The 14,911-nt window shown below is 45.1% G+C and carries 16 protein-coding genes; 9 read left to right on the top strand and 7 right to left on the bottom strand.

The window, feature by feature from the left end; all coding sequences use genetic code 11:
• The first annotated feature begins 170 nt into the window (after nt 1–170).
• Nucleotides 171–1,118, top strand: a complete 948-nt coding sequence (gene rssA, locus L5L94_RS11450) for a patatin-like phospholipase RssA (protein WP_263163223.1) — start codon at nt 171–173, stop codon at nt 1,116–1,118.
• 135 nt (nt 1,119–1,253) lie between these two features.
• Here the strand turns inward: rssA and L5L94_RS11445 are convergent, their stop codons facing one another.
• Nucleotides 1,254–2,264, bottom strand: coding sequence for an NADP-dependent oxidoreductase (locus tag L5L94_RS11445; RefSeq protein WP_263163221.1), 1,011 nt, complete (start codon nt 2,262–2,264; stop codon nt 1,254–1,256).
• 146 nt (nt 2,265–2,410) lie between these two features.
• Between L5L94_RS11445 and L5L94_RS11440 the strand changes: the two genes are divergently transcribed.
• The 7 genes from L5L94_RS11440 to L5L94_RS11410 all read left to right on the top strand — a co-directional run bounded on the left by L5L94_RS11440 (nt 2,411) and on the right by L5L94_RS11410 (nt 9,005).
• On the top strand, nt 2,411–2,890 hold the full coding sequence (locus L5L94_RS11440; RefSeq protein WP_263163220.1) for a MarR family winged helix-turn-helix transcriptional regulator: 480 nt from the start codon (nt 2,411–2,413) through the stop codon (nt 2,888–2,890).
• Between the two features lie 119 nt (nt 2,891–3,009).
• Nucleotides 3,010–3,699, top strand: a complete 690-nt coding sequence (locus L5L94_RS11435) for a hypothetical protein (RefSeq protein WP_173245565.1) — start codon at nt 3,010–3,012, stop codon at nt 3,697–3,699.
• A gap of 261 nt (nt 3,700–3,960) precedes the next feature.
• Complete coding sequence (gene nrdD, locus L5L94_RS11430) at nt 3,961–6,078, top strand: anaerobic ribonucleoside-triphosphate reductase (protein WP_263163218.1); 2,118 nt, start codon at nt 3,961–3,963, stop codon at nt 6,076–6,078.
• A gap of 104 nt (nt 6,079–6,182) precedes the next feature.
• Complete coding sequence (nrdG, locus tag L5L94_RS11425) at nt 6,183–6,644, top strand: anaerobic ribonucleoside-triphosphate reductase-activating protein (protein WP_105252903.1); 462 nt, start codon at nt 6,183–6,185, stop codon at nt 6,642–6,644.
• 114 nt (nt 6,645–6,758) lie between these two features.
• The gene (locus L5L94_RS11420; protein WP_028760414.1) at nt 6,759–7,115 is read left to right on the top strand and encodes a YibL family ribosome-associated protein; all 357 of its coding nucleotides are present in this window, start codon (nt 6,759–6,761) and stop codon (nt 7,113–7,115) included.
• Nucleotides 7,116–7,388: 273 nt separating this feature from the next.
• Nucleotides 7,389–8,003, top strand: a complete 615-nt coding sequence (ribA, locus tag L5L94_RS11415; protein ID WP_006087423.1) for a GTP cyclohydrolase II — start codon at nt 7,389–7,391, stop codon at nt 8,001–8,003.
• Between the two features lie 57 nt (nt 8,004–8,060).
• Nucleotides 8,061–9,005, top strand: coding sequence for a hypothetical protein (locus tag L5L94_RS11410; protein ID WP_263163216.1), 945 nt, complete (start codon nt 8,061–8,063; stop codon nt 9,003–9,005).
• Between the two features lie 52 nt (nt 9,006–9,057).
• Here L5L94_RS11410 and L5L94_RS11405 read toward each other — a convergent pair whose 3' ends face one another.
• The 5 genes from L5L94_RS11405 to L5L94_RS11385 all read right to left on the bottom strand — a co-directional run bounded on the left by L5L94_RS11405 (nt 9,058) and on the right by L5L94_RS11385 (nt 14,313).
• Nucleotides 9,058–9,513, bottom strand: coding sequence for a FlxA-like family protein (locus L5L94_RS11405; RefSeq protein ID WP_263163214.1), 456 nt, complete (start codon nt 9,511–9,513; stop codon nt 9,058–9,060).
• Between the two features lie 169 nt (nt 9,514–9,682).
• Nucleotides 9,683–10,066, bottom strand: coding sequence for a VF530 family protein (locus L5L94_RS11400; protein ID WP_263163212.1), 384 nt, complete (start codon nt 10,064–10,066; stop codon nt 9,683–9,685).
• Nucleotides 10,067–10,248: 182 nt separating this feature from the next.
• Nucleotides 10,249–11,709, bottom strand: a complete 1,461-nt coding sequence (locus L5L94_RS11395) for a carbon starvation protein A (protein ID WP_219252149.1) — start codon at nt 11,707–11,709, stop codon at nt 10,249–10,251.
• A 199-nt stretch (nt 11,710–11,908) separates the two neighbouring features.
• Complete coding sequence (gene btsR / locus L5L94_RS11390) at nt 11,909–12,619, bottom strand: two-component system response regulator BtsR (protein WP_028760409.1); 711 nt, start codon at nt 12,617–12,619, stop codon at nt 11,909–11,911.
• Nucleotides 12,616–14,313, bottom strand: coding sequence for a sensor histidine kinase (locus L5L94_RS11385; protein ID WP_028760408.1), 1,698 nt, complete (start codon nt 14,311–14,313; stop codon nt 12,616–12,618). The genes btsR and L5L94_RS11385 overlap by 4 nt, the downstream gene beginning before the upstream one ends.
• A 128-nt stretch (nt 14,314–14,441) precedes the next feature.
• Between L5L94_RS11385 and L5L94_RS11380 the strand changes: the two genes are divergently transcribed.
• Entirely contained in the window at nt 14,442–14,684 is a 243-nt protein-coding gene (locus tag L5L94_RS11380) for a YecH family metal-binding protein (protein WP_263163209.1), read from the top strand.
• On the opposite strand, the gene L5L94_RS11375 is transcribed toward L5L94_RS11380, so the two are convergent.
• Nucleotides 14,611–14,808, bottom strand: coding sequence for a hypothetical protein (locus L5L94_RS11375; protein ID WP_263163310.1), 198 nt, complete (start codon nt 14,806–14,808; stop codon nt 14,611–14,613). The two genes, L5L94_RS11380 and L5L94_RS11375, sit on opposite strands and share 74 nt — an antisense overlap.
• Between the last annotated feature and the right edge of the window lie 103 nt (nt 14,809–14,911).

Genomic DNA, 14,911 nt, shown 5'->3' with positions numbered 1-14,911 from the left:
CTGCTTCATGCACGGATTGATGTAGAAAGTGTGCCATTTATGCTCTGTTGATTGTATTTATTTACATTGGTGTTACAACCTCTTAATTGTGTCGTTTTTACCGATTGACAGTGGATATGGCAGGATTTTACGTTATCGTGTACTGCATTGAGTTACAGGAGAAATGATTTATGGCTAACGGAACAACCCCTTCGGTAGGTATTGCTTTGGGTAGTGGGGCGGCGAAAGGTTGGGCACATATAGGTGTATTGAATGGTTTAGCTGCCATGGGTATTAAGCCCGATAAAGTGGCTGGATGTTCGGTGGGGGCTTTAGTGGGGGCCGCTTACGCCCATGATCATTTACCCGAGTTAGAAAGATGGGTGCGCAGTTTTTCTAGTTGGGACGTGCTTGGCTTGATGGATATTCGATGGCGTAAAGGCGGGCTTATCGGCGGAGACAAGGTGTTCGATGTGCTGCATGCACGTATAGGAGATGTGAATATTGAGAATCTCAATCGTCCCTTTGCAGCCGTCGCGACTGACTTATACTCTGGTCAGGAAATTTGGTTTACTGAAGGGGATTTACGGCAAGCGGTACGGGCCTCTTGCTCCATGCCGGGGATTTTAGCCCCGGTCAGACAAGGAGATCGCTGGTTAGTCGATGGTGCTGTAGTGAATCCTGTTCCTGTTTCGGTCAGCCGTGCCATGGGTGTTGATGTAGTGATTGCAGTGGATTTATATGGTTATCATTCTGGGCGTATCCAAGTGTTACCCGTGAATATGACCAGCCAAAGGACTGTCCAAGCTGAAATGGATATGCCAGCGCGACAAGAAACGGGCTTTATGGATTTATTCGCCCGTGGCCGAGATTATGTCAGCAACCTAACCGATAAGTTTTCACTCGGCACTAAATCGAATCCGGGGATGATTGCTGTGATGTCGCAATCTATGGGTATTTTAGAGCAAAGACATAAGCGGGCGCGGTTGATGGGCGATCCACCAGATATTTGTATTGTGCCAGAGGTGGGAAATATCGGCACTATGGAGTTTCATCGTGCTGATGAGGCGATTGCCGCCGGCGAAGCGGCGGTGGAGAAAGTCGCCCACTTGATTGAAGCTGCGCTCTGGAAAGGCTGATGATGCAAAATGTAGAGTCAAAAGCTTTCATATAGATAGCGTTTGATTGCAAGATAAACAAAAGTCGGTATCACTTTCGCGATACCGACTATTTGCTATATCATATTGAGATGTTTATACCGCTTTGTTGGTGACTTAGGCTAGTTTTACCAACATTTTACCGCGATTCTTACCTTCAAATAGACCGATAAAAGCATCAGGTGCTTGTTCAAGCCCTTGATAAATTGTTTGTTCTGCTTTGACTTTGCCTTCCGCTAACCATTGAGCCATTTTTGCGGTGAACTCAGGATAATGCGCCCAATGTTCGGATACGATAAAACCTTCTAACTTGAGTTTTCGCATTACAATTAGGGCTAAGTTGTCAGGGCCAGGTGTTGGAGTTGTGTTGTTATATTGCGAAATCATACCGCAAACAGCGATACGTCCATGATCTTTCATATTGCTCAGCGCTGCGGCTAAATGCTCGCCACCGACGTTCTCAAAATACACGTCAATTCCTTCTGGGGCGGCTTTTGTCAACGCTTGGGTAAGATTGCCACAAGTCTTGTAATTGATGACCGCATCAACACCATAACTTTTTAATAATTCAGCTTTTTCATCTGAACCGACAGAGGCTATTACACGAGCACCTATTAGTTTACCAATTTGGCAGGCTACGCTACCTACTGCGCCAGAGGCTGCGGAAACGAACAGTGTCTCACCCGCTTTTAAATCTGTAATGTGAGTCAGTCCTGTCCAAGCTGTCATGCCTGGCATTCCGAGTACGCCGAGGAAATGTGAATTATCAAGCGTAGTTAGTGGTAAAGCTGTCAGTCCTGCGGTATCTGTGACTGCGTGTTCACGCCAACCTAGCATGCTGCTGACTTTAGTACCAACCGGGAACTTGGTGTTTTTTGACGCGATAACTTCACCAATCGCACCGCCTTCTAAGACTTGATTTAAGGCGAAGGGCGGAACATAACTCTTGCGATCAACCATGCGCCCGCGCATGTAAGGGTCAACCGACATCCATAGATTTTTAATCAGCACTTGTCCATCAGCGAGAGGTGCTAACGCTTTATTTACTAAAGTAAAGTTCTGTGCTGTAGGCATGCCTTCTGGGCGACTAGCTAGATGGATTTCACGGGTTTCAGTCATACTCTTCATAAAAAATCACTTTTTGTTTGTGCGCAAACTAATGATGTTAACTCTACGTGGCTTTAAGATTGAATGCAAATAGTTTGCGCGCAAACTAGATGGGGTGGGACAGATCGGATAAGATAGTGTTATGTTTAAATGACAGGCGCTTAAACGTGCAGAATTGCTTACCTCAACCTGAGCTAGACGCTACAAAACAGACTCATAGCCAAGCTCCACTCTGTTTATCCGATAATGTTTGTTTCGCGTTATATTCTGCGAGCAATGCATTAGTGCGTGCTTATCGGCCTCTACTCGAGGCATACGAGTTAACTTTCCCTCAATATCTGGTGATGCAAACCCTGTGGCGTCAAAACGGCTGTAGCCAAACCCAGCTATCAGCGGCGACTAAGCTCGATATGGGGACGCTAACGCCTATCGTTAAGCGATTAGAGGTAAAAGGCTTGATCACGCGTTTGGCCTGCATTGAAGATGAGCGGAAAAAGCTGATCACTCTGACAAGTCAAGGAGAGGGTATCAGGCACGAAGCTCTTGCCTTGAAGCAAACCTTGCTTGATAAAGTGCAGATGGACGCTGAGGCACTCGATTTACTAAGGCGGCAATGTCTTGCCTTGATCGAAGACATACAGTCCTAGATATAAGTTAGTTTATGCATAGTGATGCTATTAACTCAGGGGTTGCACTGATTAATACTTGATTGGCTTAGTTTTTGCTTTAAAACCGTCATTGAGTCTTAGACGCCGAATTTTTGACGATGAATTCTATTTTAAATGCCTTTAATCTTAATCGCAGCAGTGCCAGTATCGCCGATGCTTATGGTGCCAATAGCCAAAAGACGAGCACGGCTAAAACCGATACTACGACAGAAACAAATAAAACGCAGACGGATGCTACCAAACCCGATAAAGGTAAAACCGATGAGATAGCGCTGTCGCCACGGGCGCAACGCGCACAGAAAATTCAATCGATGGCGAAGGATTTTTTTGCCGATGGTCAATTTGGCGTCGCCGATATTCCCGCATTGGTGTCGCGCTTACAAAAAGATGGCATTTTATCGGATGTGCAACTCGAGCGTTTATCGAAAAACGGTATTACAGTGCCGAGCACAACAACGCCGACTAAACAATCGTTGCAAGATTTTTTAGATGATGAAATCAAATCATTAGCTAAAAAATCACCCAATAATCCTCTTATCAATACCTTAGTTGATGCTAAGAACGTCTTAACCAATATGGATGATGCTCAGTCGCCGGTGCTAGCCCAGAAGGCCACGAAAGTCCTTAGCCAATTGACGGATTATTTGAATTCTGAACCTCCGCTTACGGATGCTCAAAAGCAGCAGTGGCAGGGGCTAAAATCTATGATGCAACTCGCCTCATCTATGGGGGCGCATCAGTCAGCATCGGGCCAACTCAGTAGTTATCTTGCGCTTGCTAAACGTTAATTCACATCCATAGTGCGTGATAAACACAAATTGTCACGCATTCAACTAGCTGGGTTTAATCAGCAGGTCAAGGCGCAATTTTCAGATAATTGGGCCTAGCTGCAGTTCTTGTTTGTTCTTTTATTTCATCCTAAAAACTATGATCTGGATCATGGACTCCTTACCGTCATTGTAGCCTAATGCTCTACATATTGTGTTTTATGCTTTTAAAATCACTAGATGTAGTGTTAATTTTTAGGCGAGATGGAGAGGAACTGAACAATGCCAGTCGTAATTAAGCGTGATGGTTGCCGCACACCTTTTGATGAAACAAGGATAAGGGATGCAGTGAATGCCGCTGCAAACTCAGTTGGAATAGAGGATGGCGACTATGCAGCGACAGTGGCAGCGTGTATCAGTCAGAGCGTCGCGCCATTAGCTGAAGTCGATATCCACCATCTACAAGATGCGGTTGAGAATTTACTGATGGAAGGGCCGTACAAGTCCCTGGCGCGGGTGTATATCGAATACCGCCACGACAGAGATGTGTGCCGTGAAGCGACCAGTAAACTCAACCTCGAAATCCGTGGTTTAGTTGAGCAAAGCAATGCGGCTTTACTCAATGAAAATGCTAATAAAGATTCAAAAGTCATTCCTACTCAGCGGGATTTACTCGCGGGCATAGTCGCCAAACATTACGCCAAGAGTCATATTTTGCCAAAGGATGTAGTCGCTGCCCATGAAGCGGGCGAGATCCATTACCACGACTTAGATTACTCTCCGTTTTTCCCGATGTTTAACTGCATGTTGATTGATTTAGCTGGCATGTTGACCCACGGCTTTAAAATGGGTAATGCCGAAATTGAAACCCCTAAGTCTATTTCAACAGCGACAGCGGTGACCGCGCAGATTATTGCCCAAGTGGCGAGTCATATCTATGGCGGAACTACTATCAACCGTATCGATGAAGTGTTAGCGCCATTTGTCGCTAAGAGCTACGACAAGCATTACCAAATTGCCCTGAATTGGAAGATTACCGACGCCAAAGCCTTTGCCACGGCGCAAACTGAAAAAGAATGTCACGATGCATTCCAGTCTTTGGAATATGAGGTCAATACTTTACACACCGCCAATGGCCAAACACCGTTCGTGACCTTTGGGTTTGGTTTAGGTACGTCGTGGGAATCACGCTTAATTCAGCAATCTATGCTCAAAGTGCGGATGGCGGGATTGGGTAAAAATCGCAAGACGGCAGTATTCCCTAAGCTAGTGTTTGCGATTCGCGATGGTATTAATCATAAAGCGGGCGATTGCAATTACGATGTAAAACAGATGGCGCTCAAATGCGCGACAATGCGCATGTATCCCGACATTCTCAACTACGAGCAAGTCGAGAAAGTGACCGGTTCATTTAAAACCCCAATGGGCTGCCGTAGCTTTTTAGGCACCTATGAAGAAAATGGCGAGCTTGTGCATGAAGGGCGCAATAATTTGGGAGTGGTCAGTTTAAACCTGCCGCGGATTGCCTTAGAAGCCAATGGCGATGAAGCTGAATTTTATCGCATTTTAGATGACAGATTAGTATTAGCTCGTAAAGCACTGGATACCCGTATTGAGCGACTGAACGGTGTTAAAGCCCGCGTGGCACCTATCCTCTATATGGAAGGCGCCTGTGGTGTACGCTTGCGCGCTGATGATGATGTGGCGCAAATCTTTAAAAATGGCCGTGCGTCGATTTCACTCGGTTACATTGGACTGCATGAAACCATGAATGCACTCTATGGCCCCCAAACCCATGTATTTGATGATACACAATTGAGGGAAAAAGCCGTCGCTATTGTAGCCTATCTTAAAGCGGCCACGGATGCATGGAAGGCCGAAACAGGTTATGGCTTTAGTCTGTATAGCACGCCAAGTGAGAGTCTCTGCAGCCGTTTTTGTAAACTGGATGCGAAGCAATTTGGGCTAGTCACAGGGGTGACGGACAAGGGCTATTACACTAATAGTTTCCACCTCGATGTGGAAAAAAGTGTTAACCCTTACGATAAAATTGATTTTGAACAGCCATATCCCGCTATCGCGAACGGCGGCTTTATTTGTTATGGCGAATATCCCAATATGCAGCATAACCTCGAAGCGCTGGAAAACGTCTGGGATTATAGCTACAGCCGCGTGCCTTACTATGGCACTAACACGCCAATTGATGAATGCTACGACTGTGGCTTTACCGGTGAATTTAGTTGTACCAGTAAAGGGTTCACTTGCCCTAAGTGTGGCAATCATGAGCCTAGTCGGGTTTCTGTGACGCGCCGTGTGTGCGGTTACTTAGGCAGTCCTGATGCGCGGCCCTTTAATTATGGCAAGCAAGAAGAAGTAAAACGCAGGATCAAACACTTGTAACACTATTACCTTATTCTGCCTGTTAGACTTATTCCGTGGCATCAAATAGTGCCACGGGATGAGTGTCAGTGTTAAAAGATGAAATGCACTATGAGTGACCATCAATGAATTACCATCAATATTTCCCTATCGATGTGGTCAATGGCCCAGGTACCCGTGCGACCTTGTTTGTCTCTGGCTGTGAGCACCAGTGCCGCGGTTGTTACAACCAAAGCACGTGGGATCCCCGTTCTGGGCATGTGTTTGATAGGACGATGGAAGATAGGATTATTGCCGATCTCAATGATCAGCGGATTGTGCGCCGTGGTTTATCGCTTTCGGGCGGAGATCCTTTATTGCCTGTCAATCTCAGTGCCATTTTGACGCTCGTCAAACGAGTCAAGGCTGAGTGTAAGGGGAAGGATATTTGGCTGTGGACAGGTTATGTGCTCGATGAGTTGAGTGATGAACAGCGCGCCGTGTTGGCTTATATTGATGTGCTGGTGGACGGAAAATTTGAACAAAGTCTTGCCGATCCGAGTCTTGTCTTTCGCGGTAGCAGCAATCAGATCATTCGTTTGTTATAAAAGCGGTAACGAGGATCTGTAACTTGCTGCTATAATCTCAGGCCTTGACACAGACGCTAGCATAATCAGGCTAAGATTTTACTGTGGCTAACTTAGGTAATTTAAGGTAACAGAATGAATTTAAAGCAAGAACTGCAGCAGCTTAACGATAAATTAGATAAATTTCGTCGTAAACTTGCTGCGGCTGAACAAAGAGGCGATGACGTCATTATTGCCCAGTTCAAACGCGAAATCGCTGCGGTCACTAAGCAAATCGGCAGTGTGAAAGGGCAACAAACCCGCTTATTGAATAAGCAAGGGTCAGATATTAAAGGTTTGCCTTTCCATCGTGCTTTGACAAAAGCGGAACAAGCAGACATGGGCAAACTGAAAAAGTCTGTCAAAGGGCTTGTGGTAATCCACCCTATGACGGCTATCGGCCGTGAAATGGGGCTAACGGAAGTTACTGGATACGCTCCCGCAAAATTTTAATGTGGGATAGGATGTCACTGGCACGGGATCGAGTGTCGATCACGTGTTTGTGCTCCTTGTATTTAATGCACTGCTTCGTTTTAATCCATTCCTTCGTGCTGCCCATCGAAAAGACATTCATGTTTGGTTTAGTTGATTAAAACACTAAAGTATTTCTGGATTGTTCGAAAACACTTTAGAATGGTGCGCTTAGTTGGCTAAGTGCCTAATCCTCGTTTTGTTTCTAGGGATCTTATTCGTCTCATGGAATGAGAGTTGTCGTTAAGGTTAAGTATGTCGATAAAATATGTCGCGACGTCAAAGTTACCCACTCCTTGGGGCGTGTTTGCCATGCATGGTTTTGAAGATACCGAATCAGGTAAAGAGCATGTTGCGCTCACATTCGGTACGCTCAGTGCGGATGAACCTGTGTTGGGCCGTATTCATTCCGAGTGTTTAACCGGCGATGCTTTATTTAGCTTGCGTTGTGACTGTGGTTTTCAGTTACAAGCTGCCATGCAAAATATTGCGGAAACGGGCAGTGGCTTTATCCTCTATTTACGCCAAGAAGGCCGTGGCATTGGTTTGCTGAATAAAATTCGCGCCTATGAGCTGCAAGATAAAGGCGCCAACACGGTTGAAGCCAACGAGCAACTCGGTTTCGAAGCGGATATGCGTAAATACGACATGATCAAGCCTATGCTGGAACAGATAGGGGTGAAGCATGTGCGTTTGATGACCAATAATCCGCGTAAAGTGAAAGCGATGAAGGAGTTTGGCATCGAAGTGGTTGAGCGCGTACCGCTGCAAGTTGGTAAAAATCGTTATAACGAAGCGTACTTAAAAACTAAATCCACTGAGCTTGGACACATGATGTCTGAATATCATTTTATGGATGAAAATAAGTAGTTTTGTCATCATGATGAGTCGACCGATTGAGTTAAAAATGAGGAAGGTTTAAGTCAATTGAGCCATTGTTTCAGTCGGTTGCTATTAAGCTTGTCGCTAATGTGCTTGGCATTACTGAGCGTTATTCCTACCACCTTTGCCGATAGTGTCTCTGCTACAAATACATTTATATCTGCATCTCAAGCGGATTATTCCGACTTTTCTATCAATCATGCACCTAATAATGCTAATGGTAGTAATCCGATAGAAACTAGCACTAATCCAAATTCTGTTTACGCCTTTGGTAGTTATCTTGGCACTGGCGTTTACCGCGCTGCAAACCAAAATGCCACCGTCGTTAGTATTCCGTTAACTTTTGATTTGAAGAAAGATAGCGGTAGCCAAACTTGGTTACGGTTACCTATCTCCTTTGGCTTTTTTGATTATTTAGCCAAAGATATCACTGAAGGCGAGTTACCGTCGTCGATAGGCACTATGACAGTTACCCCAGGTTTTGAGCATCATTGGCAGGCGAGCGAAAATACTCGAATGGAAGGGTATTTAGATATCGGTTTTGGCACTAACTTCGATAAAAACGATAACGTTGCTATTATCGCCTCAGGGATCAGTAGCTTGTATGACTTTACCTTAGCAGGGCAGGATGCTGTGTGGGTATCGAGATTACGCTTTGCTGGGTACAGTGAGCACTATGGTAAGTTTTCGGATCAATTTGCAGTACTACAAACAGGTGTTGATTTAGGGTTAGCACCACGCTGGCAATGGTGGGATCTGCAGGTGCAACCAAGGATCTTTGCCGTGGGTTATTGGTATTTCAATGAACTCAGATTTATCAGCGAGATAGAGCAAGATACTATTGTTTCTGGCAGCTATGAGGCAGGCTTCTCCCTTGCCTTTTCTAAGCCGTTAGGCGGTGAATTATTGAGTGTTGATCGCATCGGATTTAGTTATCGTCGTGGCGATGGGCTCAATGTTTGGCGTTTAATGTTTAGCTTTCCTATCTAGGTTATCATCCATTACGGGCTGTATTACAAAGACTATTGGTAAGTTATCTTGTCTAAGCTGACTTTTGCGCGTCGCGCATCTTCTTATCAGTCAAGGTTGCTATTTGACTACTTAGCTGCATTATCTGTTCTTGGATTAACTTACGTTGTTGCTCCGCAACCTCAGAGTCATCTCCTTTAAGTTTGGCCAGCATTTTTTGTAGTGCTTTGATCTGCTCTTTTATTTTCTGGATCTGTTGGTCGATTAACGTCATGGGCTCTTCTGACGCATCATTTTCTATTCCATCTTTTTTGGCTGCAGCATTGTCTCTTAAAGGGGCACCTACATCTGCGGACAATGCGGCGCGGCCGGCTGAAGAAATGGAGACTGTGTCTTGAGTATCCTGCGCATCTGCTGTCGATTCATTAGTCGCCGTTTTTGTTGTGGCAGGAGTTGCTGCGATATATGCGCTCGATACCGGAGTGAAAGTTGAGCCGATTGTGGCACTGTTTATTCCATTAATGCTCATTCCATACTCCATTAGATGCAAACTGTGTTGATACTCAAATCGCTATCGGCCATTAATTGGAAAACTGAAGCTAATTTTTGGCTTATTTGGCAAAAAGCGCGATAGAGCTGATGATAATACTGCCCTTAAGTGAGGGCTGTTCACGTTTTATGGCTGCAGAGGGCGAAGATTAACTGTTACCCCAAATATGGCTATTTATTTTGTCATCTGTGCTGGGTTTATCGCTTTTAACAGACTTGTCAGGGGGAGTTTGATTGGTTTTCTTCGTCGCAATTTTTGCCGCAGGCTTCTTAGCGGTTTGACTCGCTTCCGCTTTAGGTGGCGGCAAGGGTAATTTATTGGCTCTTAAATAAAGATATTCGACTTTATCCCGCGCCCACTCTGTTTTTCTCAAAAAACGTAAACTGGATTTGATGCTGGGATCGTGGGTAAAACAGCGGATATTAATTCTTTCACCTAATTCTTCCCAGCCGTATTTCTCGACTAAATAAGTGATGATCGTTTCCAGTTTAATGCCGTGGAGCGGGTTATTCGATTGATTCATATTATGCATGTTGCAGTGTGCTATGGCGGGAGTATAGCAGTTTTGTATGCCTGATACAGTGTGGAATGGTATCGAGTCAAGCTTGAATACCTTGCTAGCTTAAACCTGTGATAGCTGTTATTGGTGGAGCAGTATGATCAAAACAGGCGCAATAAAGCGCCTGTTTTAGGTTGGTCATTTGAATTGTTTGACTAGTCTTTGACTGTCTCTTTAAGCTCAGTTTCAACCGGTAAATCAATTTCGCCTTTACCTTTGGTTTTCACAATCAAGAGTGCTGTAATCACTAAGGTTGTGACTATGCCCGCTATGGTTGATACCGTCATAGGTAAACCTGCACCTAAGGTTGACGAGTTCAGTAGGAAGGTGATAACCACAGTGGTCATAAACATCGCTGGAATTGTCGCAATCCAATGTAGTTTGTTATGTCGTAGCAGGTAAGCCGAAGCCGTCCACAGCATTAATACTGCAGTGGCTTGGTTTGCTACACCGAAGTAGCGCCAAATCACACCAAAGTCCACTTGGGTCAATATGCCGCCGATAACAAACAGTGGCAGAGCTAACACTAAGCGCTTTGGTAGTGAGATTTGTGGCATGTTGAAAAATTCAGCCAGAATCAAACGCGCAGAACGAAAAGCCGTATCGCCTGAGGTAATCGGCAGAATAATCACCCCTAGGATAGCCATAAAGCCACCGATAGCGCCTAACAGACCAGTAGAGGCCTCATAGACGACGTTGGCAGGGTTACCTGACATACCCGCACTTAACCCTTCTACTCCGCCAAAGTAAGACAACGCGATGGCACACCAAAGCAATGCGATAATGCCTTCGCCAATCATGGCGCCAAAGAAGACGAAGCGACCATTCGTCTCGTTTTCAACGCAGCGGGCCATTAACGGTGATTGAGTTGCATGGAAACCTGATACTGCGCCACAGGCAATAGTGATGAATAGGGCAGGCCAAAGTGGCATGTCGTTCGGATTTAAGTTTTGGAAGAAATCGCCCGCTTGTACGTTAGGCAGTAAGGTATGCTCGCTTGATAGCATAATTGCGAAAGCTAAACCAAACGACATGAAGAACAATAAAGCGCCAAAGAAGGGGTACAGACGACCGATAATTTTATCGACAGGTACCACAGTTGCAATCAGGTAATAGACGAAGATTATACCAACGAAGATACTGACATCCCAGCCAGTAAGCTTGCCAAGTAAGCCAGCAGGCGCAGAGATAAAGACCACACCGACGAGCAGTAACAGCACAATAGCAAACACGTTCATGAAGTGTTTGGCGCTCTTACCTAAATACTTACCCGCAAGGTTTGGCACGGATTGACCGCCATTGCGCACTGACAACATACCGGAGAAGTAGTCATGTACTGCACCTGCAAAGATACAGCCAACTACAATCCACAACATGGCTGCAGGACCATAGAGTGCACCTAAGATAGGACCAAAGATTGGGCCTACGCCTGCAATGTTTAATAATTGAATTAGATAGACTTTGCCTTTAGACATAGGCACAAAGTCGACGCCATCAGTTTGACTGAAAGCGGGTGTTTGACGATTAGCGTTAATGCCGAAGACTTTCTCGACAAAAGCGCCGTAGATAAAGTAGCCGCCGATCAGTAGACCGACACAGAGTAGGAACCACATCATTTTTGTTATCTCCCCATTTGAGTTCTGGCGAGTGTAAACAAGTTGTTGATATAAAACTTTGCAATTTCAATGAGTGGTCGAAAATGCAGTGTGAGCGGCAATTGGTGAGCTTAAGTGGTTACCATTGTATGTTAACGGTGAGTGTTGTTGGCTATCTTATGGCTAAAAATACGTTGCTAAGATGACTTTTGGATTGTGTTTATTGAAAGCCAAATAGCTGTTTAAGGCTTTTAAGATAGCGGCGTGATACGGGTACTTTATCGCCTAAATGAGTGGTGACTTCAGCCCCTGTATCTAACAGCTCAATTTCAGCAATCGCCTTAGGTGAAATCAAATACTGCCGATGGCAGCGCACCAGTGGGGTTTTTTCTTCGAACACTTTCAAGGTCAACTGGGTATGGACTTTGCCTTTCGTGCTGGCCACATGGATGCCGCTTAAGTCACTGAACACATATTCCACATCTTGGATTGCAATGACTTTGAGTTTATTGCCGCTGTAGCAGGGAATATGTTCAAGACTCTTTGGGGTAATGGAGTCCATAGCCTGAGGCGTTAGATTTTTACGCACACGAGTGAGGGTTTTACTGAGTCTGTCGGCATCTATGGGTTTGAGTAAATAATCGAAGGCATGATTGTCGAAGGCTTTGACGGCAAATTCGTCGTAGGCGGTGACAAACACGATTTTCGGCATGTCATCGGGGTCGAGCATTGCAATAAGTTCCATGCCCGAAATGCGTGGCATTTGGATATCAAGAAAGATTAACTGAGGTTTTTCTTTGGTTATGCTCTGTAATGCCTCAATAGCATTGGCGCATTGACCGACGATTTGGATGTCGTGTTCTTGCCCCAAAAGGTCAGCTAATTCTTCACGAGCAAACAGCTCATCATCGACAATTAAACAAGTGATCACGTGCGGTTATCCATATTTGATGTTTCAGGGCTTTCTATGGGCAATCTTATGGTGACACGAGTCAATTGATCGGGCTCGCACTCCACTGTCACGCCGTATTGTTCGCCAAAAATATTTTGAATTCGCTTATGCACTAAGTTCATCCCTAGGCCTTCTGAGCCCTCAATGGGCTGATACAACCCGGCATTGTCTGTGACTTCTAGCTCCAGCACATCATTTTCGAGCTTGCCAGTCACTTTAATCTGCCCTTGCTCAATCATGTGCGAAGTGCCGTGCTTTACGGCATTCTCAATAATTGGCTGCAGGGTAAAGGCGGGGACTTTACAGTGGTAGAGTGATTCAGGTATCGCGATACTGACTTGCAATTTATCAATAAAACGCGCTTTTTCAATGGTGAGATAGGACGCTATGTGATCTAGCTCATCCCCAAGCGTCACTAAGCCTGTCGTTCGCTTTAAATTGATCCGTAAAAATTGCGATAACTGCTGCAGTAGCTGCTTAGACATATCAGGATCACGTTTGATAATCGCGCTAATGGTATTCAGTGCATTAAATAAAAAGTGCGGATTGACTTGAGCCTGCAGCAATTTAAGTTCGGCTTGAGTCAGTAGATTTTGCTGTTGCTCAAAACGCCCATAAAGAATTTGGTTCGATAACAGGCGGGCAATACCTTCACCTAAAGTACGGTTGATATTCAAAAAAAGTTTATTCTTAGGCTCATAGAGTTTAATCGTGCCAATGACTTCGGTATCACTGCGCAGCGGGATCACTAGACTTGACCCTAGACGGCAATGAGAAGAAATAGAGCATGCATAGGGCGTTTCAACGCCATCGGCGAACATGACCTTATTTTGATTGATGGCTTCTAAGGTTATTTTGGACGAAATCGGTGTACCAGGGAGATGGTGATCGGCGCCTATGCCAATAAAGGCTAACAGTTTTTCCCTGTCCGTGATGGCCACTGCACCCACATTGGTTTCTTCGATGACGATTTGGGCGACGTGACTACTACTTTCTTCGTTAAATCCTTTGGATAGTAATCCGACACTGCGTTCGGCAATTTTTAATGCTTTAGTCGAAAAGCTCGATGAGAGTTTATCAAACATGGTTTTTTGGTCACGGATCATGCTCATAAAGAGTGCTGCTCCCACGGAATTGACTAATAACATGGGCGGCGCGATTTGACGTACCAATTCCCATGCATCATCGAAGGGGCGTGCGACCAAAAGTATGATGCTCATTTGCATCATTTCAGCATAAAAAGTCACTAGGCAAACGAGTAATGGATTGTAGATGAGCTCACTTTTATCTGCGCGTCTTAAGTAGAAGCTTATCATCCCTGCGGATAAGCCTTCTAAGGTGGTGGAGATGGCGCAGGCTATATCAGTAAAGCCGCCCATACTGTAGCGGTGTAGCCCACCAGTCAGCCCCACCAGAAAACCAGTAACCGGTCCTCCTAATAATCCGCCTAAAACTGCGCCCATAGCACGAGTGTTGGCAATCGCTCCCGAGGTTTGCTCACCAAAATAAGTGGCCATGATGCAGAAACTCGAAAAAATCAGATACATAAAAATCTTATGTGGCAGACGAGGAGACGTTTCGGCAAACAGTTTAAACAGTGGCGTTTTACTGACTAAGTAAACGATCACTAAGTACAGCGACATCTGTTGGGTCAGTAATAGGATCAAAGACATAATGGCTCACATTATCGTCACAGATGTCGGCGCAGTCGTCCCTATTTGAAAGTTTGTGCGCGAGATCAGGGTTCGAATTTAACCGTTAGGATATAAAGAACAATAATATTGCATCTTTAGGAGGACATATGTCCAATTCTGTTCACGGTCATGATGTTATGGCGCTGATGGTAGCTCAAGGGGCCGCTATTATAAAGCCTGAATTAATTTTCATGATGGAGCAAAAGTTTGGCTCGGCGGCTCGATACCATACTTGTAGTGCAACTGATTTGAGTGCCGAAGCATTAATTGAGTTACTTATAGGTAAAGGTAAGTTTTACGAAACGTCCCAAGGTATTCAACTTGTAGCTGGGCGAAATTGTGAGCATTAATACCCATCGTATTAAATATCTGTTCATTCAGCGGGAATTTAACTAGCTTTAGACAAGGCGAAGGCTTGAAGGCATAGCGGTGCTCTGTCAAAAGCCTTAAACGCAGTATAAAGCGCGATGCCATTAACATCAGCCGCCTTCGGGAGCCACACAGGCATCCCACTCCGGTGTTGCATTACTTAAAAGGGAATGACCATTTCTGCATCAATGCGCCTTGGATTGAGATG

This window comes from Shewanella sp. SM21 (assembly GCF_025654335.1).
Lineage (GTDB): Bacteria > Pseudomonadota > Gammaproteobacteria > Enterobacterales > Shewanellaceae > Shewanella > Shewanella oncorhynchi.
Note: the sequence above shows the minus strand (reverse complement) of the source record. Positions and strands in the feature narration are given on the sequence as shown.

Bases quoted from the DNA above. Each gene is read 5' to 3' on its own strand.
- rssA (WP_263163223.1), top strand. From the start codon at position 171: ATGGCTAACGGAACAACCCCTTCGGTAGGTATTGCTTTGGGTAGTGGG.
- L5L94_RS11445 (WP_263163221.1), bottom strand. From the start codon at position 2,264: ATGAAGAGTATGACTGAAACCCGTGAAATCCATCTAGCTAGTCGCCCA.
- L5L94_RS11435 (WP_173245565.1), top strand. From the start codon at position 3,010: ATGAATTCTATTTTAAATGCCTTTAATCTTAATCGCAGCAGTGCCAGT.
- nrdD (WP_263163218.1), top strand. From the start codon at position 3,961: ATGCCAGTCGTAATTAAGCGTGATGGTTGCCGCACACCTTTTGATGAA.
- nrdG (WP_105252903.1), top strand. From the start codon at position 6,183: ATGAATTACCATCAATATTTCCCTATCGATGTGGTCAATGGCCCAGGT.
- L5L94_RS11420 (WP_028760414.1), top strand. From the start codon at position 6,759: ATGAATTTAAAGCAAGAACTGCAGCAGCTTAACGATAAATTAGATAAA.
- ribA (WP_006087423.1), top strand. From the start codon at position 7,389: ATGTCGATAAAATATGTCGCGACGTCAAAGTTACCCACTCCTTGGGGC.
- L5L94_RS11405 (WP_263163214.1), bottom strand. From the start codon at position 9,513: ATGAGCATTAATGGAATAAACAGTGCCACAATCGGCTCAACTTTCACT.
- L5L94_RS11400 (WP_263163212.1), bottom strand. From the start codon at position 10,066: ATGCATAATATGAATCAATCGAATAACCCGCTCCACGGCATTAAACTG.
- L5L94_RS11395 (WP_219252149.1), bottom strand. From the start codon at position 11,709: ATGATGTGGTTCCTACTCTGTGTCGGTCTACTGATCGGCGGCTACTTT.
- L5L94_RS11385 (WP_028760408.1), bottom strand. From the start codon at position 14,313: ATGTCTTTGATCCTATTACTGACCCAACAGATGTCGCTGTACTTAGTG.
- L5L94_RS11380 (WP_263163209.1), top strand. From the start codon at position 14,442: ATGTCCAATTCTGTTCACGGTCATGATGTTATGGCGCTGATGGTAGCT.
- L5L94_RS11375 (WP_263163310.1), bottom strand. From the start codon at position 14,808: ATGGCATCGCGCTTTATACTGCGTTTAAGGCTTTTGACAGAGCACCGC.